This window comes from Muriicola jejuensis, assembly GCF_010671595.1.
Taxonomy (GTDB): Bacteria; Bacteroidota; Bacteroidia; order Flavobacteriales; family Flavobacteriaceae; genus Muriicola; species Muriicola jejuensis.
The window spans coordinates 1,506,989-1,531,005 of record NZ_JAABOP010000001.1 but is presented as its reverse complement, the minus strand read 5'-3'; the positions used below and the strand labels follow the sequence as shown (position 1 = coordinate 1,531,005).

At 48.9% G+C, this 24,017-nt stretch carries 19 protein-coding genes; 3 read left to right on the top strand and 16 right to left on the bottom strand.

Annotated elements, in window-relative coordinates:
* Positions 1-12: 12 nt before the first annotated feature.
* Positions 13-489 carry an ankyrin repeat domain-containing protein gene (locus tag GWK09_RS06720; protein WP_163692221.1) on the bottom strand — a complete coding sequence of 159 codons (477 nt, stop codon included), beginning with the start codon at positions 487-489 and terminating at the stop codon, positions 13-15.
* Positions 490-626: 137 nt separating this feature from the next.
* Here GWK09_RS06720 and GWK09_RS06715 point away from each other — a divergent pair, with 137 nt between their 5' ends.
* Positions 627-1,004 (top strand): DUF2237 family protein, encoded by a 378-nt coding sequence (locus GWK09_RS06715; RefSeq protein WP_163692220.1) that lies wholly within the window; start codon positions 627-629, stop codon positions 1,002-1,004.
* A 17-nt stretch (positions 1,005-1,021) separates the two neighbouring features.
* Here the strand turns inward: GWK09_RS06715 and GWK09_RS06710 are convergent, their stop codons facing one another.
* Positions 1,022-2,398 carry a DUF5689 domain-containing protein gene (locus GWK09_RS06710; protein ID WP_163692219.1) on the bottom strand — a complete coding sequence of 459 codons (1,377 nt, stop codon included), beginning with the start codon at positions 2,396-2,398 and terminating at the stop codon, positions 1,022-1,024.
* A 1-nt stretch (position 2,399) separates the two neighbouring features.
* Positions 2,400-5,105: a TonB-dependent receptor gene (locus tag GWK09_RS06705; protein WP_163692218.1), complete on the bottom strand. Its 2,706-nt coding sequence runs from the start codon at positions 5,103-5,105 to the stop codon at positions 2,400-2,402.
* Positions 5,106-5,287: 182 nt separating this feature from the next.
* On the opposite strand from GWK09_RS06705, the gene GWK09_RS06700 reads away from it, so the two are divergent.
* Positions 5,288-6,352, top strand: a complete 1,065-nt coding sequence (locus GWK09_RS06700) for an endonuclease/exonuclease/phosphatase family protein (RefSeq protein ID WP_163692217.1) — start codon at positions 5,288-5,290, stop codon at positions 6,350-6,352.
* On the opposite strand, the gene GWK09_RS06695 is transcribed toward GWK09_RS06700, so the two are convergent.
* The 10 genes from GWK09_RS06695 to uvrC all read right to left on the bottom strand — a co-directional run bounded on the left by GWK09_RS06695 (position 6,335) and on the right by uvrC (position 21,291).
* Complete coding sequence (locus tag GWK09_RS06695) at positions 6,335-6,928, bottom strand: 3-keto-disaccharide hydrolase (protein WP_163692216.1); 594 nt, start codon at positions 6,926-6,928, stop codon at positions 6,335-6,337. The two genes, GWK09_RS06700 and GWK09_RS06695, sit on opposite strands and share 18 nt — an antisense overlap.
* Before the next feature lie 11 nt (positions 6,929-6,939).
* Positions 6,940-7,377 carry a hypothetical protein gene (locus GWK09_RS06690; RefSeq protein ID WP_163692215.1) on the bottom strand — a complete coding sequence of 146 codons (438 nt, stop codon included), beginning with the start codon at positions 7,375-7,377 and terminating at the stop codon, positions 6,940-6,942.
* 87 nt (positions 7,378-7,464) lie between these two features.
* Positions 7,465-10,719 (bottom strand): TonB-dependent receptor, encoded by a 3,255-nt coding sequence (locus tag GWK09_RS06685; protein ID WP_163692214.1) that lies wholly within the window; start codon positions 10,717-10,719, stop codon positions 7,465-7,467.
* A gap of 172 nt (positions 10,720-10,891) precedes the next feature.
* Positions 10,892-12,529, bottom strand: coding sequence for a glucose-6-phosphate isomerase (gene pgi / locus GWK09_RS06680; protein ID WP_163692213.1), 1,638 nt, complete (start codon positions 12,527-12,529; stop codon positions 10,892-10,894).
* A gap of 1 nt (position 12,530) precedes the next feature.
* The gene (locus GWK09_RS06675; RefSeq protein ID WP_163692212.1) at positions 12,531-13,811 is read right to left on the bottom strand and encodes a peptidoglycan DD-metalloendopeptidase family protein; all 1,281 of its coding nucleotides are present in this window, start codon (positions 13,809-13,811) and stop codon (positions 12,531-12,533) included.
* 6 nt (positions 13,812-13,817) lie between these two features.
* The gene (locus tag GWK09_RS06670; protein ID WP_163692211.1) at positions 13,818-14,783 is read right to left on the bottom strand and encodes a tryptophan 2,3-dioxygenase family protein; all 966 of its coding nucleotides are present in this window, start codon (positions 14,781-14,783) and stop codon (positions 13,818-13,820) included.
* A gap of 7 nt (positions 14,784-14,790) precedes the next feature.
* Positions 14,791-15,570, bottom strand: coding sequence for a DUF3108 domain-containing protein (locus tag GWK09_RS06665; RefSeq protein WP_163692210.1), 780 nt, complete (start codon positions 15,568-15,570; stop codon positions 14,791-14,793).
* A gap of 308 nt (positions 15,571-15,878) precedes the next feature.
* Positions 15,879-17,021, bottom strand: coding sequence for a 4-hydroxyphenylpyruvate dioxygenase (gene hppD / locus GWK09_RS06660; RefSeq protein WP_163692209.1), 1,143 nt, complete (start codon positions 17,019-17,021; stop codon positions 15,879-15,881).
* Between the two features lie 200 nt (positions 17,022-17,221).
* Positions 17,222-19,486, bottom strand: a complete 2,265-nt coding sequence (locus GWK09_RS06655) for a patatin-like phospholipase family protein (RefSeq protein ID WP_163692208.1) — start codon at positions 19,484-19,486, stop codon at positions 17,222-17,224.
* 17 nt (positions 19,487-19,503) lie between these two features.
* Positions 19,504-21,291, bottom strand: a complete 1,788-nt coding sequence (gene uvrC, locus GWK09_RS06650) for an excinuclease ABC subunit UvrC (RefSeq protein WP_163692207.1) — start codon at positions 21,289-21,291, stop codon at positions 19,504-19,506.
* A 392-nt stretch (positions 21,292-21,683) separates the two neighbouring features.
* Between uvrC and GWK09_RS06645 the strand changes: the two genes are divergently transcribed.
* Positions 21,684-22,244, top strand: coding sequence for a 5-formyltetrahydrofolate cyclo-ligase (locus tag GWK09_RS06645; protein WP_163692206.1), 561 nt, complete (start codon positions 21,684-21,686; stop codon positions 22,242-22,244).
* Here the strand turns inward: GWK09_RS06645 and GWK09_RS06640 are convergent.
* The 3 genes from GWK09_RS06640 to GWK09_RS06630 all read right to left on the bottom strand — a co-directional run bounded on the left by GWK09_RS06640 (position 22,232) and on the right by GWK09_RS06630 (position 24,017).
* On the bottom strand, positions 22,232-22,888 hold the full coding sequence (locus tag GWK09_RS06640) for a lipoprotein signal peptidase (RefSeq protein ID WP_163692205.1): 657 nt from the start codon (positions 22,886-22,888) through the stop codon (positions 22,232-22,234). The genes GWK09_RS06645 and GWK09_RS06640 overlap by 13 nt on opposite strands.
* 82 nt (positions 22,889-22,970) lie before the next feature.
* Positions 22,971-23,594, bottom strand: coding sequence for a DUF4097 family beta strand repeat-containing protein (locus tag GWK09_RS06635; RefSeq protein ID WP_163692204.1), 624 nt, complete (start codon positions 23,592-23,594; stop codon positions 22,971-22,973).
* A gap of 39 nt (positions 23,595-23,633) precedes the next feature.
* A complete protein-coding gene (locus GWK09_RS06630; RefSeq protein WP_163692203.1) occupies positions 23,634-24,017 on the bottom strand; it encodes a TraR/DksA family transcriptional regulator in 384 nt (127 codons plus the stop codon).

The following is a 24,017-nucleotide window of genomic DNA, read 5'->3' as shown; positions in this document are numbered from 1 at the left end:
TTCGTATACCTATCAGGAAGTGAGTGTTAATAAAGATTCCAATTGAGCAAAGCCCTGCATTCTGGCATGATCCAGGGCAGAGTACCCCTTCGCATCCCTGATCTGTGTTTGGGCACCATGACCCAACAGCAATTTCGCGATCTCCAGCTGGTTAAAGGTCACGGCATAGATGAGGCCCGTGGAACCCAGAGTGTTTGTGGCGTTTACATCGGCCCCTGCCCTGATCAGCCTCTTTGCCACTCCGGTATAGCCCTTGAAGCAACAACCTATAAGCGCCGTATTGCCCGCCCCGTCCTTATCATCCACTTCTACTCCTTTTTCGAGCAGGTAATCCACGATGTCTTCCCGGTTGTAGTAGGCCGCGAGGAGCAAAGGGGTTGACCCTCTTCCGTCCCTGGAGCGTAAAAGTTTGGAGTTTTTGTCGCCCAGGGATTTGACTGTTTGGAGATCCCCCTGCCTAATCGCATTGAAAAAAGAATCCTGTTCCATTGATCCGATTTTAGCTACTATAAAGGTACAATATTGCTCAGGAGGTTGAACCTGAAACCATAGAATTCCTCTATCGGTCTATCCTGATCCGAAATTTTGCCTCCATGAGATATGGAGGAATTCGAGTATATTGCCGTATGGAACCACAAGCGCTCAATGTCTTCGGACTTCCCCTGGAATCCTGTTGCACCGACCCGGTAACGGGATACTTCAGGGATGGTTACTGCAGAACCAAACAGGAAGACCTCGGGACCCATGTGGTCTGTGCCAGGGTGACCCAGGAATTTTTGGAATTCTCAAAAAGCAGGGGTAACGACCTGATCACTCCCATTCCCCAATGGCAATTCCCCGGTCTGAAACCCGGAGACCAGTGGTGTTTGTGCGTAACCCGATGGATAGAGGCAGAAAAGGCCGGTGTGGCACCCCCTGTGATCCTGGAAGCCACACACGAAAAGGCCCTGGATTTTACAAGTATGGATACCCTGCTCAAATACGCATACAGAACTTCTGATTAAGGCTGTCTATATGAATCTCATCCCCTCGAACCCGGAGTAAAATCCTGAGGGGCCCTTTGGGGCTGGTTCACGGTCCCGGATGCACCTGTATCATTGAACACTTCCCATTCCGAGGGGTCGAAAACAGGATTAGCTTTGTTAATGTCTTCTTTACGGAATGCCCTGCCGTCCTCAAATTCATGTGCTGTTCCGGAACCATCTTCCCCTATGATTCCAAAGATATCGATGATGGTTCCGAAGGGATCCACCAAAACGAGGTTGTCGTCCCCGTTGGAATCCGCAGGACTGTTCAACCCCCCTTCGATATCCGGAGCTGTACCATAGATCTCCTGAAAAACCGCGGCGTTGGATGCAATGAGGAGAAATTGACCCGAGTTGACCGTGATATCAGACAGGTCTATGGAAGATCCTCTTTCCGTATTGTCATTCGTGTACCGGTCTATATGCCATCCATTAAGAGAAAGCGGTTGATCTCCTGCATAGAACAATTCGACATACCTGGCAGCACTATTGTTATCGGGGTCCGCGAGTTCTGAAAAGATAAGGGAATCGGATGTGAATTCTGTGATCAATTCCTCACATCTTTCTGCTGTCAGATCCAGGTCTTCCTCTGATCTGACCACCAGGAGGGCTTTGCCCCCTTCGGGATAGTAGACAGCCGTGATGGGTCCCATCCCGGCAGGTAAAGTTTTCTCGTAGAAATCAGAATATCCGCTGGTCATCAGAGATATCTCCCGATCTTCACAATCCAGTAACCTGCGCAGTGTGGGTACTTCACTCTGGGCATAGGTGGAGTCTAGTAATTCCTGAGCGAATTCCAAATTCTCCAGCCGGACCAGGGTGTTCGCCGGTTGGGACGTCAGATCGGGTATGGCGACTGTTTTCGGCCTGAGTGCCATAGGAGCTTCGCAAGCTTTCAGGACATGGTTGCCAACCGCGTGTTTAGGGATCCTGCCGACCTGCAGGTTGCCAAAAGATGTATAGGAGCTCCCAAGTTTGAAGATCCCCTTGCTCTTGCCGAGAAAAAGCCCTTTCAGTTTCAGGAATACCTTTTGACCCGGAGGAAAGAACAGATGAGAGTCCCGAAATTCGAATTCGACCTGTATACCTCCCTCAGGGTCAGCGATTCTATCCTGCAGATGCAGGGTATTGAAGAAATTACCGGTCTCATCTGAAGAGATCACATAGGCCTCCATCACCCAATCATCCAGGATCTCCTGAGTACTCCCCTGATAAGAGTCCAGCACCTCCCTCAGGGTAATGTTCGGGGATAGTTCCGATACGCATTCACTCGAGGGAACTTCCCAGTCCTCCTGCATGAGGCATGCCTGAACCAGAAGCAGCAAAGGAGCAAGTACAGGGATCCAACGGGCTTTCTTATTTATTATTTCCATGCTAAAAACTTATTGCTAAGTTCAGGAAGAAGGTCCGCCCAAACCCATACCAGTATTTAGGACCAAAAGAGGGCGACCCGCTGAGGTGGTCCCTGTACATCTGACCGTAATTCCCGTTGCGGCTTTGTTCATATCCTCCGGATTTATACACCACATCAAAGAGGTTGTTCACACTCAGGAACGCACTTATGTATTTTCCTTTGTGCAACCAGGACTTGCCACCTGTAAGATTGAGGAGGTAAACGGGAGGGATGGGATCCTGGTTCAGCATAGTTCGAAGGTCGCCCTCCTCAATACTTTCAAACTGCCGTCCGGTCAGCGGATCAATCTTAAAACTGGGGGTTCTTTTAATAAAGGCGATGTCAATGTGATTGTCTGCAAGGTAGTTGGCCGTTGCACCTATCCACCAGTAGTCCGGGTCCCTGTATTCAATCCCGATCGATAGGGCTGTCTGTGGTCCCTGCGGCAATTTGTATCCTTTGATCAAGGCGGTACCCAGATCAATGCTTCCATTCGTTTGCCGCATCTCCCCCTCGGCATCTGATGTATCAAAATTAATGGATATATCAGGATCGCTTGCATAGGTAAAGCTTCCCACGGAGGCTACCAGGCTGGTCCTGGTGGTGGGTGAGACCTGGTATTCCAATCCGATTTCCACTCCCTTGTGCAACCTGTCCAGACCGGTAACCACCTCCTGTACAAAGTCGGATCCGAATCCTGAATCCACGTAAAAAAAGTTGACCTCAGTGCCGTGCTGGAACCTGGAATAATAGGCGGAGGCCCTGCCTTTGAGCCCTGGCAATCGCAGGTGGTAGTTCACATCTGCACTAAACACGGTTTCTTCCTCAATTCCCGGGACAACCTGGTTGCTTTCCCTCGGATTCACGAACAAATGTTTTAACAGAGGCGGTCTCCTGCCATTGTATATGTGGGCCTTTATCCAATGTCTGGAGCTGATCCCATAGGAAAGGGCTGACTTTATTCCCCCATAAGTGAACTGCGTATTCTCTCCTTTTCCAAAGGATTGATTTGGAAATCGTTCATTCAAAAAAAACCCGTCTCTCCGAAAACTCTTTTCAGCATATTCTCCAGCGACATAAAAATCCCATTGTTTCCGGATGAAACGGGTTTGTATAAAACTTGTAAGGCTCCTGGCATCGATCCTGTAATGGTACCCAAAGATCTCACCTTCCTGCTTGTCAATCTTTCCGTTAAGGTCGTTGCGGGTATTGGAAAAGGTATCCATATCCAGCAGGAAAGTCGCACCCATAAGATCGTTGACCCGTGAAAAACTCTGTATTGTCGAGTACTGAAGGGCCATCCCTGCATCCACCCTAATTACCTTACCCAGGGGCAGGTTTATAACCGTATTGGTAGTAAAACTGTCTTCCTCGTTCCTGTCCTCGTAGTAAGCGTAGGCTGCCCTGCCTTCCAAGGCGGGAGCCGCATTGGCCTCGTAGAGGTCTGCCCACGGCCATTGAGACCTTAACTGAAAACCTTCCCTCGCCTCATTAGCACCGGTATAGTTTGCTCCGATCGGACTGTTGCGGTAAAAGCTGGGGAGGTAGCGGTAATAAGTAGGGTCCGGATTTGGGGCATCAAAATACCCGATTCGCGTATAACTCACCCCTCCTGTCTGATAAGCCGTATTAACCCTCAGACGGAAATCCTTCCTTGCGTATTCATAATTCAGCATGAGTAAGGGCTCCTGAAGGGTCCGCATTCGGGAAGACCTCCATGTATCTCCCTGCTTCGCCCAGTAAGGATTGTAGCGCGGCCCTGCCAGTTCTGAGACCTCATCGGTCAGAGCCGCAGAACGACCACGACTGTTATAGGCATTGATGACCGTGAAGGCAATGGAATGTTCTTCGTTCAGGGCGATGCCGGAAGAGATAAAGATGGAATAGGCATCATAGGGCGTTCCATGCACATAGCCCTCCTCCGCCCATCGGCGAGAAAGGGAAAGGGAATGCGCAAATCCCCGTTTTCCCTGACCCGTATGGTAGGTCGTCATCAGCCTGTTCCTGTAGGTCCTGTCGGATGCTGCTGCAGAGATACGGATTCCCGGCCTTGCCTTCAGAGGGGAGGTATCTATAAGGGTCGTACCCAAAAGACCTCCAAAGGCATGATCAGAAGCTTCCAGGCCGAAGCTAAATTCCTGGTCCCTGGTGGCATCATTGAGTCCGCCCCAATTGTTCCACTGTGGCCTGTCATCCCAGTTCCGATTCATGGGAACCCCGTTGATCAGGACCTTTCCTTCCCTCGAATCATATCCCCTGACACGGAAGAATGCCTGTCCGAAATCAAAAGCTGCACGGTTGAGAAAGACGTCCCTGGTTGCCTGTAAAAATCCGGAATTGGAACTAGAGCCGGCTTCATCGATAAGGTCAAATTCCGTAAGGGTTATAAGGTTGTCGGTCTTTTCTATTTCGAGGTCGCGTTTCATAAAAACCGGTCCCAGCGCGACAGGTTCCTTTCCGATCATTAGGGGAAAGGTCATGGTTTGGTATTGCGGGGCGGAAATCAGCAGGGTTTGAGGGCCTTTTGCAGTTGTCGTCAGGCGAAAGTTCCCCAAACGGTCAGTCATCACCTGGCCATCATCTCCTTCCAGACTGACTAAGACCCCCTGCAGTCCTTTTCGATCCCGGTATTCCAGAACCTGACCTGTTATCACAATCTCCTGGGCATTCCCCAGCACTGCCATCATGCACATCATTAGCAATAGATAATTTCGATTTAAAACATGTACTATACCGCAGCTTCCACCGATCCCCTTCATATCTCCAGCTTTTGAAATTCCCCTATGAACGAAGCCAAAATAAGAGCGCATGCTGCAATCCCCTTGCACCTTGGAAGGATACCTTGCAGACTCAGTATATAACACAAAGAATGAATCAGAAGCTGCTGTTCCTGAGCCTCGGCCTGGTCCTGTATACCGGCGCGATGTGTCGTGGACAGGAAAGGACCTATCTGTTGCGGACCATAGCCTTTTACAACCTCGAAAACCTGTTCGACACCATTAACGATCCCGAGGTGCTGGATGATGACTATACCCCCAATGGTGCCTATCAGTGGGACAGAAAAAGGTACGAGTTGAAGATAGAGCGATTGGCTGAGGCTATCCTCAGCATAGGGGCAGAGGCCGGAAATCACCCCCCGGACATCCTGGGAGTATGTGAGGCCGAAAATTACCGTGTTTTATCGGATCTGGCGAATCACGAGATACTCACCCCTTTTGAGTACGGGATCATCCACAGGGACGGACCGGACGAAAGGGGGATCGATGTCGCTCTGTTGTACAGGAAGGGATCTTTTTCACCCGTGAGCATGAAGTGGCATACCTTGCTTATACGAAATGAGGAACGCTACTGGGAGTATACCCGGGAACAGCTGGTAGTGCACGGTTATATGGATGGCCTGCCCATTTACCTGCTTGTGAATCACTGGCCTTCACGCAGGGGCGGGGAACAGCGGAGTCGACCTTTCAGGATCGCCGCTGCAGAACTGAACCTGAGGATCATCGACTCCATCCGGAAGATCACTCCTGAACCTATGATCATTGCGATGGGGGATTTTAATGACAATCCCACGGATTACTCCTTCAGGAAGGTAATGAAGGTCAAAAAGGATGTGGTCAATACGGGCCTTAACGAATTGTTCAGTCCGATGGTTGCTTTGTTCAGGGAAGGTGTGGGCAGTCTCGCCTACAGGGATTCCTGGAGCCTTTTTGATCAGGTCTATATGAGTGGGAACCTGGCCACTGGGGAGAAGCCGCTGAGATTCTGGAAAGCGGGCATTCACGCCCCTCCTAATCTGGTTCAGAAAAGGGGTTTATACAAAGGATATCCTTTCAGAACCTTTGTCTCCGGCAGGTATACGGGAGGATACAGCGATCACTTCCCCGTGTACGCCTATTTTTTAAAAGAAGTAAACGCCTTATTCAGGAACGATTAACCGGATATTCCTCCACTTCACCCTGATCCCGCCTCCGTCGTGGATCTGCAGGGCGATGGAGCCTTCTCCTCTTCCGATAGCCTCATCGGAGATTCGGACCATTTCCACCCCGTTCAGCCAGGAGGTAAGCTGGTCTCCCATCATGCGTATCTTCAGGGTATTCCATTGACCTTGCCTCAGGACACCTTCGAGTTCTGCATCGGGTTTGATCAGCCAGCCGCGGCCATAGGATTCATAGACCCCTCCGGTGTGTTTCCCTTTGGGCGCCACTTCCACCTGCCAGCCGCTGACCTTCGTCCCATCTATGGTAGAGCGTACAAAGACCCCGCTGTTTCCATCGGCTTCCTGAAGGAATTCCAGGCTGAGCTCGAAATCCTTGTAGTGGTCATTGGTGGCCAGGTACCCATACTGGGCATCGGGTCCGCTTTCGGAGACCAGGAGGCCGTCTTCCACGTACCATTTCTCGGTGCCGTAGACGGTCCAGCCATCGAGGTTTTTCCCATTGAAAAGTTCTTTTTCCTGGGCTGATACCCCTGCCGTAAGGATCAGGGCTATAAGTATCTGTATAGTTTTCATATCGGATCTGTTTAGTTAAACCATTGGTTCCAGGGGATACGGCTGAGGATAAGGACCAGGCCGAGGCCGTAGAAGATGGCGATGCTTTTGAATTTTTTCTTCCCTTCCATAAACTTTTTGTGGCGAGACCAGCCCACGGTGATCAGCACAATAGCCAGGATATTGATTAGGGGGTGCTCCAGAGCCAGGAGTCGGGCCGCAGAATTCATATTGCCCATTGGCACGTTCATGAGGGCATTGAGCCCGCTGGCTGAAAAATAGTAGACCACCAATCCCAGCACCAGCTGGATATGACTCAGGATCAGGGTAAAGAGGCTGAGGCGATAATCCTTCTCCAGGGTGAACATGCGGTTGGCCATCAGGCCCGTGATGGCGTTGGCCACCGCGATAAAGAGGATCAGCAGGACCACATAGGCCAAATAAGAATGTACGTTTTGTAATAGTTCCATGAATGTGTATTTGAACTTTAAAAGTACGGATTTTTGCCATTAAAAAACCCCGCTTGAAGCGGGGTTTATAAACGATATAGTAATTGTTTAATTGAAAAGGTAACGTACCCCTACCTGTAATCTCCAGGTATCTCCTATACTGGTAGATGGCCTGAAAGTTGAGGTTGGGAAATCAGTTGTACCAGGGATAGTGTTCAAACGGTAAATTGGCTCGTCAGATGCATTCCTTCCCCTGTAGCTGAGAGGGGAACGCTGGAATGCAAACTGGGGAACGCCCCACTCTGAATTAAGCATATTTCCGATGTTCAGGAAGTCAAGAGACAATTGGATCTTATTCTTATCATCGTCGGTAAGCTTGATATCCTGTGTGATCCTGAGATCGTATCGATTCAACCATGGGTTCTTCGCGCCATTCCTCTGCGCAACGGTACCTCTGTTGGCACTCAGGTATTCATCCCTGTCAATGTAATTGTTGAACAGGTCAACCTGCTGCTGGGCGGTGATGGTATTACCTCCCACGGTGAACTCCTCAAAATTCAGTTCAGATGCGTCATTGGGGATATAGATCAACCGGTTGGAGTTGTCCCCGAAATCACCTGAATAGGTATAGCTGAAGCGACCGTTCTCACCACCCTCCCAGAAGAGAGAGATCGTGCTGTTTTCCGTTTTGTAAGCTACGTTGGCGATAAAACGGTTAGGCTGGTCGTAGGATGCAAAACTGAGCTCCGGATCGTTCCTGTTCTCCTGAACCACTGCAGTCCACAAGGATCCTGCCTGAGATCCTCCTGAGGCATCCAGGTCCCTTGCCCTTGAAAGGGTATAGGCGATCATGGTATAGAACCCGTTGTCCCATTGCTTTTGTAACTGACCGGTCAGGGAGATATAATCCGCTTTCCTGTCTGCGTTGGTGAGATAAAACACGTTCCTGAAATCTGAATCGTTGGAGTATCCGCCATCCCAATATGGACGTTGGTCAGGACCCGCCAGAGTTCCGTCGGGATCCCTGAGCACAGGGTTAAATACAATAGGAGTAGAGATATCCCTGGAATAGATGAAATCCATTGTTCCTGTGATTCCCCATGGCAATTCATGATCTACCCCAAAGTTGGTCCTCCAGACCTGAGGCAATTTGAAGTCCCTGTCCGTTAGGTTCAACTCATTGGACAAGGTCTGTGATGGATTCGCTGGGTTTCCGAAGGTAACGTCTGGATTGAAAACCCAACCAGGACCAAATGCGGCAGCAACATCGGCACCTTCATATCCAAGTCCTCCACGTACCACTCCGGAACCATTGACCTGGTTGCTCAACCATACAAAGGGAATACGGCCGGAGAATACTCCCGTACCTCCTCTGACCTGGGTCTTTCCTTCTCCGTTGACATCCCAGTTTACGCCGACCCTTGGAGAGATCAGAGGTCTCACTTTTGGGAACTGGCTTACATCTGGTGTAAAGGTGTTGCCATCGCCATCTGTAAAGGTCTTATTTAGAGCGTCAAGCAGTTCGTTACTCGGAATATCGGTGGCATAAAAGGGGAAATCGATTCGAAGTCCACCTGTCACCTTCAGGTCATTATTCACCTGGAATTCATCCTGCACGTATACCCCGAATTGGCCAAACTTGGTCTCGTCTACAGGAGGAGTGGTAGAGCCGTCAAGAGCGTATCCCTTAGCGAAAGCATCGGGGTAGGCACCAGGGGTCTGGTTGATCACAGTTTCTACAAAACTGTCGTAGCTGGTAAACCTGTAAAAGCCATTGAACACAGGGTTAAATGCGTTTTTAAAGGTCATGAACTCAAAGTTGGCCCCAATGGTATAAGTGTGCCTTCCTTTGAAGATAGAGAAGTTGTCTGTAATATTGAATACATTGTTCTCCAAGAGGTTACCAACTGTAAAAAGCTCGTTACCCAGCGCCGTGTAATACAGCAGGTTTCCACCTGCATCGGGCTCCAGCACCTCTATGAATGGGAACTGCTGGCCTCCGGGGATCCCTCTTTTGGGATCCGTAATGGAAGTATAGCCTACGGTGAGCTTGTTAGACATGTTGTCCTTTACCCGGGCAATCCATTCACCTACCCAGGACTCTACATTACGGTCATTGGTATAGTTGGCATTGGCAAAGGTCATGGCCTCTATGGCATCCCTTCTCGTATTCCTATATCGGGTTGCAAGATACCTGTTGGAATTGCCATTGATGGTAACATCATTGGCAGCCTCATAGGCATTGTAACGCAATGAGAATTTGTTATTCTGATTCAGGTTGTAATCCAGTCTGGCGTTGAATCTGGTTTGCGTAGACGCAAAAGGATAATTCTCGTAAGGGCCGGTCTCATAGCCATAGAGGGAACGCATGCTCTCTCGGATGAAGTCCAGTTCGGAAGCCGGCACCCTCGATACGGTAAGACCGTCGGGGGCAAGGCCGGGACGTGATGCAATCCGTGTAAAACCGGGTACGGCTTCTTCCTCCTCCTCATAGCTCACGAAAAAGAATAGTTTGTCCTTGATGATCGGACCTCCAAGGGAGATCCCCTTGATATCGTTCTGAGAGTTCCCACGGTTCAATTCAATGTCCCTTAGTTTATTCCCCACCATTTGGTCATTTCTGAAGAAATAATAGGCAGATCCTTTAAAGTCATTGGTCCCGGATTTGGTGATGGCATTTACAGCAGCCCCTGTAAAGCCGGCGAGCCTTACATCGTATGGGGCCAGGTTTACCTGTACCTCCTCGATGGCATCAAGGGAAATAGGGTTAGAACCCGCAAATTGGCCACTTCCCAAACCAAAGTTGTTGTTGTAAATGTTACCGTCAATGGTATAGTTGTTAAACCTGCTCGAAGTTCCTGCAAACGAGGTTCCGCTTGATTGGGGAGTGAGTCTGGTAAAGTCGTTGATACTCCTGTTGATGGTGGGCAACGCATCTATGGTCTCCCTTCTGAGGTTCACCGCAGGACCGGTCCTGTCTGGGTCAATGATCCCACCACTGATGGATGTGACCACCACCTCTGCCAACTGGACCCCCTCGATCATGACGACCTTCAGATTGTAGCTTTGTCCAAGACCCAGGTTGATCCCGTCAAAAAGCTGGTCTTGATACCCTACATAGGTAACATTGACTGTGTAAGGACCCCCTACCCTGATACTAGGCAGGTAGAAACGCCCCTCTTCGTTGACAATTGCCCCATAGGTGGTCCCTGATGGGGTGTGAACAGCTACCACGTTCGCCCCGAACAAGGGTTCCCCCTGCTCATCGGTAACCGATCCCTGCATATTCGCAGTCGTAATACCCTGCGAAAATGCCATCGCAGACACAAAAAGGGCCGCGAAAAAAAAGTAGACTTTTTTCATAAGTTCTCTAGTTGATTAGTAATTAAACTGTCCGCAAAAATGACGTAAATCGGTCAAAATTACATTAAGACAGCGTTAAGTTTAAGAAAACAAAATTAACATATAATTGGCAAAATATCCCTTTAAAAGACCAAAGAAATAGGCCTTTTTCCAGAAATGTGAACCTGCCTGATTATTTCTTAAAATATTGCAGTAATTGCGATGTAGAAGGGTCGTGTTTGGAGATTTCGGAAGAGGTGATGTCCTTCAGGGTCTGAGAGGCCAGTTGCTTGCCCAGTTCCACCCCCCACTGGTCATAACTGAAGATGTTCCAGACCACACCCTGAACGAAGATCTTGTGTTCGTACAGAGCGATCAGGGCTCCCAGGCTGCGTGGGGTAAGCTTGTCGATCAACAGGGTGTTGGTAGGCTTGTTCCCCTCAAAAAGTTTAAAGGGAAGCAGTTTTTCGACTTCCTCCGGGGAATGTCCTTTCGACTGGAGTTCCTGTCGTACCTCAGCAGCCGTTTTGCCATTCATCAGGGCTTCTGTCTGGGCGAAGAAATTGGCCATCAGCTTTTGATGGTGATCCTTGTTCCCATAGAGGGAATTTATATAGCCAATGAAGTCGGCCGGGATCAATTTGGTCCCCTGGTGGATCAACTGAAAGAAAGCGTGCTGGGCGTTAGTGCCGGGTTCTCCCCAGATGATGGTGCCGGTCTGGTAGTTGACCCTCGACCCGTCCCTGGCCGTGCTCTTGCCATTGCTCTCCATGATCCCCTGCTGGAAATAAGCAGAGAACCTGCTCAGATACTGGGTGTAAGGGATGATAGCCTCGGTCTCCGCCCCGTAGAAATTGTTGTACCAAATACTGAGCAAGGCCATTATTACCGGGATATTCTCCCTGAATGGTGCGCTTCTGAAATGGGTGTCCATTTCCCTGGCACCTTCGAGGAGTTCTTCGAAATGGTCGGGGCCTACTGCCAGTGCAATGGAGAGGCCCACCGCACTCCACAGGGAGAAACGCCCCCCTACCCAGTCCCACATGGGGAAAACATTCTCTTCTGAAATTCCGAATTCCCTGATCTTTTCGGTATTGGTGGAAACAGCCGCAAAATGCAGGGCGATATCCGCGGGAGAAGCATTTTTGAGGAACCATTCCTTGATCGTAAGGGCGTTGGTAAGGGTTTCCTGTGTCGTAAAGGTCTTCGATACGACGATAAACAAGGTGGTCTCAGGATCGAGATGCTTCAGGACCTCCTGTACATGGTCCCCGTCTATATTGCTGACAAAATGCGTCCTGAGATGGTTGTTGTAGAATTTTAGGGCCTCGGTCACCATTACCGGGCCCAGGTCGGACCCGCCAATCCCAATATTTACGACATCTGTAAAGGCTTTCCCGGTATATCCCTTCATTTTCCCCGAGATGACACTTTCTGAAAACCTCCGAATATGGTCTCTTACCTCGTACACTCCCGGGATCACGTTTTCTCCGTCTACGAGCACCTTATCTGCTTTCCTGGCTCTGAGAGCGGTGTGCAATACCGCTCTGCCCTCGGTCTCGTTGATGATGTCCCCGGAAAAATATCGGTCTATAGAAGCCTGTAATTCAAGTTCTTCTGCAAGGCCCAGAAGGAGATCAAGGGTGGTGTCGTCTATCCTGTTTTTGGAGAAGTCCAGGAAAAAATCGGACCATCGAATGGAAAATCGCTTTGCCCTTTCTGGGTCCTGGTCGAAGAGGTCTTTAAGGTGGGAGTTTTTTGTCTTCCCGTAATGATCCGCAAGTCTTTTCCAGGCTTCTGTAGTGGTCGGATCGATCTTCGCTAAAGGCATCTTACGGATTGAGCGTTAGGAGTTGGTCAGACGGATCCCCTGAGTACTCGATACAGTCTAGTTGAGTCTTAACGGGCTCCATATATTCGTAGTACGCCGGTCTCAGGATTTCGGCCAGGGGTTCTGCCACCGGCAATTCCTCCCTGAGGGGGTCTACCTGCCGACCATTCTTCCAGAAACGGTAACAAACATGGGGGCCACCTGTATTTCCCGTCATTCCTATCCAGCCAATGACGTCGCCCTGGCGGACGTATTGTCCCTGTCGGACGTTCTGCGCCTTCATGTGCAGGTATTGCGTACTGTACGTGCCGTTGTGGCGTATTTTGACGTATTTTCCGTTGCCGCCTCTTCGGGTCGATTCGGTCACTACTCCATCTGCCGTGGCCAGGATAGGTGTTCCGATAGGCGCTGCGTAATCTGTACCCTTGTGGGGCCTGACCTTGTATCCGTAATAACGGATCCTTCGCTTGAGATTGTAGCGGGATGACAGCCTGCCGAACTTCAAAGGCGCCCTGAGAAAGGTGCGTCTTAGGTTATTGGCCTCGTGGTCATAGTACTCTTTGATATCCAGGGAATCATTGTGATATGCAAAGGCGTAAAAAGGTTCTCCCTTGTGCTCAAAATAGGCGGCCTTAATGGATCCCGCTCCTGCATAAATGCTGTCATTGATGTATTTCTCGTCATAGATGATGCGGAACTTGTCGCCTGCATCCAGCTTGAAGAAATCGATGGTCCAGGCATAGATCCCGGAAAGTTCGTTCACCATGAGGTAATCGATGTTCTCTTGTACGATCACATCTGAGAGCGAACCTCCCCTCGGTATGATCCCCGAAGCCTCCCTTTCCACCAGTTTCACTTTCTTTCTGCCCTTGTATGCCAGGACCGTATCCCTGAAATCCACTACGGTGTAGTTGACAGGGTCGTTTTCGTAAATGAACAATTGGGCGACCTCAGATGTGTCCTTTGATTTCAGGATGGTATAAGGGTTTCCTACGCGTATCCTCCTAACGTCAAAGGTATCTTTGAACTTTTGGGTGAGCTCGTAGATCTTGGGATAATCCACCTTGTTGCGCGTCATCAGCTCACCGAAGATATCCCCTTTGCGGATGGTATCCTCCACCACGATAAAGTTAGACAGGTCAAAACCGTACTTTACTGCCGGCTTTGTGGAAACAGATTTGGAGTGTTCTTCAGGAAGATCGGCTTCAGAAGTTGCCGGTTTATCCTCTCCACAGGAGGAAAGGAGTATGCATGCTAAAAAGAGGCCCCAGTATTTTCGCATTGTAAATTATGTCGTTCTTTCGGGATTAAACAGGTGGTCTACCCATTGCTTTCCCCAGTTTTCCAATTCTTTTTCGGTGTGCAATTTCGGAAAAAACACCACCTTTTGAAAGCTTGGAGGTAAATATTCCTTCCAATTGGTCCCTCCCGTAGCCTCGATGGTCTTGTCTCCTTTGCTGAGATAGCGATAGGCCGATCCCATGTGCATCAAAGGCCAATTCACATTGGCGTTCAGGTCCATCTTTCTTAACGCATCTTTGAGGGCTTTAGTATTCCTGCTCTTCTCAGGCATTTTCAGGTATTTGTGGTAGATGGTACTGCCTTCAACCTCCCTGGCGATCCTGATGAATCTCGGGGTATAGCGGTATTCAAATTGCTTAAGGGTAAGTGTCTTCTCCCCGGTATTCACATCGGTGGCCCCTTTCTTCCAATAGATGTTCTCGTACAGCTCCTCTATACTGTTCTCCGCGGAGTAATCAGCCCTGTCCGATTCGTGCACCAGGTTCTCAAGGGGAGTGGCATAGATCTCTATCATCCTGTACTGGGCAGACTGGAACCCACTGGATGGCAGCAGCGCCATCCTGTAGCGCATGAATTGTTCCCTCTCCATGCCGGTGATCATAATGCTGAAAGAGGAGATGAGCGCCTTGTAATAGTTATTGATACGATTGAGCTTTTCCACGAAAAGGTTCACTTCCTGCGACTGGTCGTCCACGATCTGTTTTTCTTCGTGTATGATCAGTTTAAAATACAACTCCGTGATCTGGTGATACATGATAAATATCTCCTCGTCCGGAAAATAGGTGCGGGGTACCTGGAGGCTCAAAAGGGTATCTAGATGGATGTAATCCCAGTAGGTGAGGTAACGCTGGTAAAGCAGGCCGTCGAGGTAAGAGCTGAGGTCCTGGCCGGAATCCTTGTATTTTTCAGCCAGCTTTTCGATCTGTGCGGCTATCTGCTCCTTGTTCTTCATTTGTATTTCAGTCCATTATGATCTTGAACTGGTGTTTCAGCCCATTGTACCCATCCAGGTCTGCCTTTAGAGATCCAACGGCCAGATCGGCCTTGATCCGTATCGGAATGAGGTTCTTGTCATTCGACACCCACAGGGTGAGGCTTTCCTGCTCTTTGAAGACCCTGCCTGCCTGGACATAGGGCCTGAACATCAGGCATTCCACCTTCCCAAACTTAGTCCTCAGGACCTCCTTCCCCAGGTATTTCAGCCTGAATTTGAATATGCCGTCATCGTCATACAGCATGTTGAGCTGTATGGACTTCCCGATCTCCAGGTCCTCGGGCCGGTAGTTATTTCTGAGGTAATAAAATCCAGACACGAGGTCCTGTAAGTTATTCTCAAGACCAAAATTAAACTTTTTATTGTTCTTCTTATCTTCGAGGAGGGCCTCTTTTCTTTTGTAGTCGAAGTTGATCTCAATATCCTTGGTGTACCCTCCCTCATCGACCTTTCGGATAAAGCGGTAGGGTCTACCGTCCTCCATGTCAAAATAACTCTCATAGGTATCATCCACCTTGAAAAAGATACTGGCAAAACCCGTGGTCTTTCCCTTCCCTTCCACGTGGTAGACGGGCCTACCCCTGACGCTGTCCGTCTTCACGTGCAGGGTGGCATAGCTCGCATTCAGGAATCCGTAGTGTATCCTGAACTTAAGCCACTCGCCCGGGTTGAACGCCTCATGTATGTTCTGACCATACACCAGCCCCTGGAGGAATAGAAAGCAGATGAATAGGTTTTTCTTCATTGTAAAATTTGGTCAAAATTAGCAAAAGGAGGCTATGCGCCATCTCGATAACGTCAATAAAACAATATTTATTCCAAAATGGGTCAAACAAAAAAAAGCCCCGACGGGCGTCGGAGCTTTTTCCTAAATAACCAACCAAACTTTAAATTATGAAAAACCAATACTTAAAGTTATAAGGGAACCACCCCTTATGACAACAAATGTATAATAACTAACTGAAAATACATTTCGTTTTAACTTTATTTAACGAGTCCCTTAACAACTCTTTATAAATTCTAAGGTCAGACCTTAAAAAGAGTATGGGAAATCTACAAAGTTCCCCTGGATTCCTGCTCTCGTTCTATCGCTTCAAAAAGCGCTTTGAAATTTCCCTTTCCAAAGGACTTTGCTCCTTTTCTCTGTATGATCTCGATGAACATGGTAGGCCTGTCGAGAATGGGCTTGGTGAAAATCTGCAACAAATACCCTTCATCATCCCGGTCTATGAGGATTCCGAGGTCCCTCAGGGGTTCGAGTTTTTCATCGATCTCTCCCACGCGGTCCAGTACATCCTCGTAATAGGTGACCGGAACCGTGAGGAATTCCACTCCCCTGTCCCTGAGTGAGCTGACCGTCTCTATGATGTTGTCGGTAGCCAGGGCCATGTGTTGTACTCCGGCCCCGTTGTAGAATTCTATGTATTCCTCTATCTGTGATTTCTTCCTGCCCTCCGCGGGTTCGTTGATCGGGAATTTGATCCGTCCGTTACCATTGCTCATCACCTTGCTCATAAGAGCCGTGTATTCTGTGCTGATGTCCTTGTCATCAAAGGAGACCAGCTGTGCGAAGCCCATGACGTGGGCGTAGAACTTACACCACTTATTCATTTCGTTCCACCCTACGTTCCCCACCATATGATCGATGTATTTCAAACCGACATCCGAGGGCTGGTAATGCGGGTTCCAGGGTCTGTAACCCGGCATAAACGCACCTTTGTATGCACTTCTTTCCACAAAGACATGTACGGTCTCTCCATAGGTGTGTATCCCGGAAAGAACCACCTCACCGTGTTCGTCCTTTAAGGTCCTGGGCTCAAAATAAGACTCCGCTCCTCGCTTCACGGTTTCTTCATAACTCTTGGCAGCGTCGTCTACCCACAGGGCTATCGCCTTCACCCCATCCCCGTGCAGATCGATGTGCCGGTTGATATCCCCACCCGACTTCAGAGGGGAAGTGAGTACCAGCCTGATCTTGTCTTGTTGCAAGACATAGGAGACCCTGTCTTTGAGTCCTGTTTCCAGTCCGGCATAAGCCAGGGGCTGGAACCCCCAGGCCGACATATAATAATGGGCTGCCTGCTTGGCATTACCCACGTAGAGTTCCACATGATCGGTTCCCAGCAGGGGGAGGAAATCCTCTGCAGAGGGATTTTCTTTGGGCAGGTGTAAGGAAGTGTTGTCTAAAGTATCCATGATTTTGTTTTGAAATTAGAAGTTTGTGAATTTATAAGGATCCATGTTGTATGAGTCCCTTTACCACATTGCCCTCAAGTGGGCCGTTATCTCTTCCACCTTGTGTAACATCAAAGTACTTTATCCCTGCAAAGATCGTAAAAAAAGAGCGAAAGTAGTGCACCTTATCCCATTAGAGGGCCCGCCAAGGAATTCCCGTTTCAGAACCAATACCCCAGGGAAATAAAGAATTGCCCGTTACTGATCTCCGGAGACCAGGAATAGAGGAACTGGACCGGGCCAAAGAAGGATTCCCATCCATAGCCTATGCCATAGCCGGTGTAATCCGGTGCCGTAAACCATTCTCCCGTCCGGAAGATATCATCTTCCACGTTGGCGATGTTGGCCGCAAACAACAAGTGGTTTTTGGGCCTGATCTCATAATCCAGCCTGATATAGGATTTTACATAACTGTTCCCGGGAAGACTCAGGAAGTCGTACCCAAGGAAAGGCTGGAAGTTGTTGAGTGGATAATTGCCAAAACCGCCGAGCACGAAATCAAAAGAAGTAACCCTTGAGGTACCTAATTTGAATCCTCCCTCGGTCTCAATATTTACACTCAATTTTGGGGAAAGAGGAAAGGCTGCCCCCATGGTCGCTTTGGCTATGGAGAATTCCTTGAAGTTGTCATTGAAGTCGGATGACCAGAAATACAAGTGAAAATCCCCGTTGAAATAAAGCCCCCTGGAAGGAAAATACTTGTCGTCATAGGTGTCCAGGATCAACTTCCCATAGGCCGAAAGATAGTTGCTCTTTTCAAAAAAGGTCACATTTCCTGGACTGGCCGGAGCAGGAATGGAGTCGTTGCCCGTTTCATTCAGGGTAGTGGTGCTATATCGCAGCAATTTGTGTTCCGCGCCTATCAGGAAAGCGAACTCCTCCTTCAGAACCGTTTGAAGGTAGATCTGATTGGTAAGGTCTGTAACCTTTAGGTTGATATTACCCACGTTGCTGTTGATCGGGACTTCGTAGTTCGATTCGAGCACCCTGTAATCCACTTGCTTATCGAACTCGTAGAACCTGGAATTCATCCCGAAACTCCAGTAGGAGCCCTTGTCTACGTAATACTGGAAATTATAGCGAAGGTTATCTCCCAGGATCAGGTCCATGGATGCCACATCGTCCTGGAGGAACAGGTTTTTCTTTGTGAGATTGATCAGGGCCGCGCTATTGTACAGGTTGTCGTAATGGGCCGAGATACGGAGGAAGGTTTTGTCCATGCTCTCTGTCAGGGTCATGACCAGGTCCTGTTCAAGGCCATTCGCAACCAGCTCGTATCGTATGGTCCTGAAGTTGCCGGTGGCGACCAGGTTGTTGATCCCTTGTTGTAATTTGGTAAAGCTGACCTTTTCATTGAGGTTGATTCGCAACTTACCCTTGATGTATCCCCTGGAAAAATTCGTGTCACCTTTCAGCACAAGTCGGTTGATAACCAGAGAATCCGGAAGTAGGATCGCCGGCCTCTTTGGGGCGGGCATTCCTTGTTTGGATGCCAGTTCACGCAATTCGGGCAAATGCTCCCGGGCCACCTTTTCACCCGTGTCGATGATACTGTCTTTCTTTTCAAAATCTATGACGGAATAATTTTCCATATCAGGCTTGATATAGATATCGGTCAGGGCCGATTTTCGCGACATGTCCTTGATGGTCCTGAAATTGTTGATCTGAAGCAGGATCTCGGTGGCGGAAGACAGGTTAGACCGGTCGCGAAGGCCGTGCTGCACATCCACGCCGATCACGATTTCCGCTCCCAGTGCCCTCAGTTCCTCAACCGGGTAGTTATTGAGCACCCCTCCATCGATCAGCACCTCTTCTTCCACCTCTGCCGGCTGGAAGAGGGAGGGAAAGGTACCGCTTGCCAGGATAGCTTCTGGCAGATACCCTTGGTTGAGCAAGACCTGTTTCCCGGTTTCCACATTCGTCGCAATGCAAAAGAAGGGGATCTGAAGGTCATTAAAGTCTCGTATGTCCTTCACATGGTAGAGCATTCGTACCAGGGCGTTATAGATATTCTGGCCGCTGGACAGCCCCTGGGGAAAGGAGAGTTTGAAGTTGTTAAAAGGAAGTGTCAGGGCGTATCGTTCCGAATCCTCCTTTTCGTAGAAGGTCTTTGCATCCCTGGGCATATTGTCCTGGATAAGATCCGCAAGGTCTGTATTGCGGAAGAGGGAATCGAGTTGACTGGCAGAAAACCCCGAAGCATACAGGGCTCCTACAATGGCCCCCATACTGGTGCCTCCAATGTAATCGAGATGAACTCCCGTTTCCTCTATCACCTTCAGGGCGCCGATATGGGCCAGGCCTTTGGCTCCTCCCCCGCTAAGTACCAGCCCGACCTTCGGGGGGGCGCTTGGGGGGTCCGATTGCTGTCCTTTCAGCAGGTGCCCGCCAAGCAGGAGGAAGAGAATCAGAAGATACTTACCCATGGAATGAAGATAGGCGTTTAGTGAAAGTTTTCATATATTTTCTTTGCTTTGGCAAATCCCACCACCTCACTGAGGTCTTCCAGGGAAGCTTCTTTCACCCTTTTGACGGATTTGAATTTCTTGAGGACCTGCTCTGCTGTCTTATCCCCTATCCCCTGAATTTCCTCCAGGACCGAAAGGATCGCATTCTTACTGCGCTTGTCCCTGTGAAAGCTGATCCCGAACCGGTGTGCCTCATTCCTCAGCTGTTGAATGACCTTGAGGGATTCCGATTTCTTGTCGAGATACAGGGGTATAGGATCCCCCGGGAAATAGATCTCCTCCAGTCTTTTAGCGATCCCGATGATCGCGATCTTGCCCCTGAGCCCGAGGGCCTCAAGACTTTTCAGGGCAGAGGACAACTGACCCTTACCCCCGTCGATGACGATGAGGTGGGGCAGGGAAGAACCTTCTTCGAGCAGTCTCCGGTACCTTCGGAATACCACCTCCTCCATGGAAGCAAAATCGTCCGGACCATCTACCGTCCTGATATTGAAATGGCGGTATTCCTTTTTGGCCGGTTTTCCGTCCTTAAAGACCACGCAGGCAGCAACGGGATCACTGCCCTGAATATTGGAATTGTCAAAACATTCTATATGCCTGGGTTCATGCGAAAGCCTGAGGTCTTTTTTCATCTGGGCCATGATCCTGTTCACATGCCTGTCCGGGTCCGTGATCTTTACCTGTTTGAACCTTTCCTGTCTGAAGAACCTGGCATTGCGTTCCGAGAGGTCGATGATCTTTTTCTTATCCCCCAGCTTGGGTATGGTGATCTTCAGATCTTCAGGAAGTGCCAGGGCAAAGGGTAAGTACAACTCCTTCGACTGGGACTGGAAGCGCTGTCGGATCTCGACAATGGCCAGTTGTAATAGCTCCTTGTCAGTCTCCTGAAGTTTCTTTTTGATCTCCATGGTATGAGAGCGGATGATGGAACCGTGGGAAAGCTGGAGGAAATTGATATAGGCATAGGCCTCATCCGAAATAATGGAAAACACATCCACATTGTTGATCCTGGGATTCACGATGGTAGATTTCACCTGATAGTTCTCCAGGACCTCTATCTTGTTCTTGATCTGCTGGGCAGCCTCAAATTGCATGTCGGCCGCGAGCGACTTCATTTCCTTTCGAAAGTAGTGAAGGGAGGATTTGAAATTGCCCTTGATGATCTCTCGGATGTCGTCGATCTGCTGTTCGTATTCCTCTAAAGGCTGGAGGCCCTCACAGGGTCCCTTGCAATTGCCCATATGGTATTCCAGGCAGACCTTGTATTTGCCCGCTTCTATCTTCTCCTCAGAAAGGTCGTAGTTACAGGTCCGCAACGGATATACGCTTCGGATCAGGTCGAGCAGGGTCCTCACCGTTTTCATGCTGGTGTAAGGCCCGAAATACTCAGACCCGTCCCTGATCAGTTTTCGGGTAGGGAAGATCCTCGGGAAGCGTTCTTTCTTGATACAGATCCAGGGATAGGACTTATCGTCCTTAAGCAGCACATTATATCTGGGCTGGTATTTCTTGATGAGATTGTTCTCCAGCAGGAGGGCATCCGATTCTGTGGGGACCACAATGTGTTTGATATGGCGGATCTTTTTGACCATGACCCGTGTCTTACCGTTCTCATGAGTCTTGGTGAAGTAAGAGGTGACCCGCTTTTTGAGGTTTTTGGCCTTCCCGACATAGAGCATTTTACCATCCTTGTCATAGAACTGGTAGACCCCGGGGGATTCCGGAAGGGTGTTGAGCTGAAGTTCTACGGATAACTCTGACATGGGGATGCTTTGGGAGCGCTTTCCACAAAGATAATGTAGCAAAATCTATTGATTCCTTACGGCTTAAGTATTTATTTCCTCGTATGGGCTGAGTACAATGCACCTCACCTTTCGGTAAAAATCATTCGAAACAGACCCTCTTTTGTTGAAATTTTCCCCCTCCCTGTTAAATCTTTACTAAAAACAATGCATTTCATCGAGTAAATTGAACCACTTGTAGATTCGTTTTACATTTTTTATTTATTTTTAAAGCGTAACAAGAGACAATGGATAATTACTTGATCACCTTAGGAATGTATCTCATTTTGATGCTTTTCTTTAAGATTTATTTTACCGTTTCAGCAAAAGACTAAAGTTCCATTGCGCCCCACTGCTAAGAACTTCTTGCCCTGATGCTCAAAAAAGACCTCCGGATCCACTTCCTGGAAAAGAGAAAGAGCGCCCCTCAATCAGCTCTTCAACAAGTCGGGTTTCAACTATCGCAACACGCCAAAAACCTTCCCATCTGGGACCTTTCCGTTTACCATATCTTCCTTCAGAGCGTCAAAAAAAATGAGATAGACACCACTGCTATCATTGACCTGCTCCGAGAAGAAAACAAGGAGATCGTCGTCCCAAAAATAAGTGCAGACTTTCATCTCCAGCACTTTCATTTATTAAAAGATACGGTACTGGAAAACAATCCGTGGGGGATCCCCGAACCAGTAAATGGTATCCCTGTGCCTCCCTTAAAGATAGATGTGGTATTTGTTCCTTTGCTGGCTTTTGACCGCAAGGGACATAGAGTGGGATATGGGAAAGGGTATTACGACCGGTTTCTCTCCGAATGCAGAAAGGATTGCCTCAAGGTAGGCCTTAGCCTTTTTGAGGCGGTAGAGGAGATTTCAGATACCGGGAAGCAGGATATCCCTATGAATTACTGCCTGACCCCGGAGAGGATCTATTCCTTTTGATCGGTATCCATAGCCTCGGTTACCGCCTCATCCTTTTTCCCGAATGCCTTTTTGTTAAAGACTACCAGGATGCCCACTCCCGTGCTGATAGCGGTATCCGCAATATTGAACACCGGTTCGAAAAACCTGAAGTTCTGGCCCCCAACCATCGGAACCCAATCCGGCCATACGGTATCTATCAAAGGAAAGTACAACATGTCCACTACCTTCCCATAAAACAGTTTACCATAAGGGTCATCAGAAAAGAATGTGGCCACGGTATTGTAGCTGTCATTGAAGATCAAGCCATAAAAAAGGGAATCTATGATATTGCCAATAGCACCGGCAAAGATGAGGGAGACCGCAATGATCAGGGTCCTGGAGGCCTTTTTTCGGATGCTGTCCCAGAGCCAGTACCCTATCCCCGTGATGGCGAACAGGCGAAAAATGGTCAGGACCAGTTTCCCTGCACTGTCCGAGATCGGGAGCAGGTCACTGAGTTTGGTTCCCCAGGCAGCCCCTTCATTCTCAATGAACAGGATCTTGAACCAACTGAAGACGTCGACTGATTCTCCCAGGATAAAGTGGGTCTTGATGTAAACCTTGCTGATCTGGTCTACCAGCAGGATGAGCAGGACAAGGGCGAGGGATTTCTTAATATTCATAGTTCTCTTGTGCAGGGGCAAAAATAGGGATATTTCACACAATTATTCCCGCTGACCCATTTAGCATCATTCTCTTTTTGTGTTAATCTCCCCTGCTTACATAAATGTCACCACTCACGGATTCCAGGGTATACCGGTTTTCTCCCGGAGGGATCTTCTGTATTTCAACCTTCCCGTATCTGCTGCTGGCCTTCAGTATCCCGCTTTCTACGGTGAGATACATATCCCCGCTTTGGGTGGCCACACGGATCTCTCCTTCCGGGTTATCCAGGGTGCAGGAACCGTCGTTCAGGACGATCACCAATTCTCTGTATGCGCCTTTTACCAGTATTCTGCCACTTGTCCCGTAAAGTCCTATGAACCTGTCTTCCGGAACCTGAAGCAACAGGGTAACGGCCACTACCTTGTGTGCGCTCAGTTTGTCGTTGGGAGATTCGAAGTAAGGCTGGAATGACCCGGCAATTAGCAAGGTATTCCCGCTTTCTGTTATCTCTACCGCTATGTCTTTCTGATACTCCCCTTCCATTATCGCCTCCAAGCGGAGTTCAACTCCCACCGTAGTTTCCAGCCTCACCTCCGAAAATGATTCGACATCAACCTGAATGTTTGTAATGTGCGGCAGGAGCATCTCTTTTACCACCGTCTTCTGGCTCTGCGCCAGATGGGCCACAAGGAACAGAAGCGAAAGGGATAAGGGGATCTTCAAAGAATGGATATAAAAACGCCCCTGATTGGGGGCGCTGTTTTACTTTTGCATATTCTTGGCCTCTATGCTCAGTGTGGCATGAGGGACCAGTTTCAACCGTTCCTTGTTAATCAGTTTCCCGGTTACCCGGCAGATGCCATAAGTCTTGTTCTCAATGCGCAGTAAGGCATTCTTTAAGTCGCGAATGAATTTTTCCTGGCGTATGGCCAATTGGGTATTCGCCTCTTTGCTCATGGTCTCCGAGCCTTCTTCAAATGCCTTAAAAGTGGGGGAGGTATCATCCGTACCATTATTCCCGTCATTCATATAGGAGCTGCGAAGCAATTCCAGATGGCTTTTTGCCTTTTCAATCTTTTCCTCTATCAGAACCCGAAATTCTTCCAATTCCTTATCTGAATACCTAACCTTTAAGTCTTGTCCCAT

Bases quoted from the DNA above. Each gene is read 5' to 3' on its own strand.
- GWK09_RS06720 (WP_163692221.1), bottom strand. From the start codon at position 489: ATGGAACAGGATTCTTTTTTCAATGCGATTAGGCAGGGGGATCTCCAA.
- GWK09_RS06715 (WP_163692220.1), top strand. From the start codon at position 627: ATGGAACCACAAGCGCTCAATGTCTTCGGACTTCCCCTGGAATCCTGT.
- GWK09_RS06710 (WP_163692219.1), bottom strand. From the start codon at position 2,398: ATGGAAATAATAAATAAGAAAGCCCGTTGGATCCCTGTACTTGCTCCT.
- GWK09_RS06705 (WP_163692218.1), bottom strand. From the start codon at position 5,105: ATGATGGCAGTGCTGGGGAATGCCCAGGAGATTGTGATAACAGGTCAG.
- GWK09_RS06700 (WP_163692217.1), top strand. From the start codon at position 5,288: ATGAATCAGAAGCTGCTGTTCCTGAGCCTCGGCCTGGTCCTGTATACC.
- GWK09_RS06695 (WP_163692216.1), bottom strand. From the start codon at position 6,928: ATGAAAACTATACAGATACTTATAGCCCTGATCCTTACGGCAGGGGTA.
- GWK09_RS06690 (WP_163692215.1), bottom strand. From the start codon at position 7,377: ATGGAACTATTACAAAACGTACATTCTTATTTGGCCTATGTGGTCCTG.
- GWK09_RS06685 (WP_163692214.1), bottom strand. From the start codon at position 10,719: ATGAAAAAAGTCTACTTTTTTTTCGCGGCCCTTTTTGTGTCTGCGATG.
- pgi (WP_163692213.1), bottom strand. From the start codon at position 12,529: ATGCCTTTAGCGAAGATCGATCCGACCACTACAGAAGCCTGGAAAAGA.
- GWK09_RS06675 (WP_163692212.1), bottom strand. From the start codon at position 13,811: ATGCGAAAATACTGGGGCCTCTTTTTAGCATGCATACTCCTTTCCTCC.
- GWK09_RS06670 (WP_163692211.1), bottom strand. From the start codon at position 14,783: ATGAAGAACAAGGAGCAGATAGCCGCACAGATCGAAAAGCTGGCTGAA.
- GWK09_RS06665 (WP_163692210.1), bottom strand. From the start codon at position 15,570: ATGAAGAAAAACCTATTCATCTGCTTTCTATTCCTCCAGGGGCTGGTG.
- hppD (WP_163692209.1), bottom strand. From the start codon at position 17,021: ATGGATACTTTAGACAACACTTCCTTACACCTGCCCAAAGAAAATCCC.
- GWK09_RS06655 (WP_163692208.1), bottom strand. From the start codon at position 19,486: ATGGGTAAGTATCTTCTGATTCTCTTCCTCCTGCTTGGCGGGCACCTG.
- uvrC (WP_163692207.1), bottom strand. From the start codon at position 21,291: ATGTCAGAGTTATCCGTAGAACTTCAGCTCAACACCCTTCCGGAATCC.
- GWK09_RS06645 (WP_163692206.1), top strand. From the start codon at position 21,684: ATGCTCAAAAAAGACCTCCGGATCCACTTCCTGGAAAAGAGAAAGAGC.
- GWK09_RS06640 (WP_163692205.1), bottom strand. From the start codon at position 22,888: ATGAATATTAAGAAATCCCTCGCCCTTGTCCTGCTCATCCTGCTGGTA.
- GWK09_RS06630 (WP_163692203.1), bottom strand. From the start codon at position 24,017: ATGGGACAAGACTTAAAGGTTAGGTATTCAGATAAGGAATTGGAAGAA.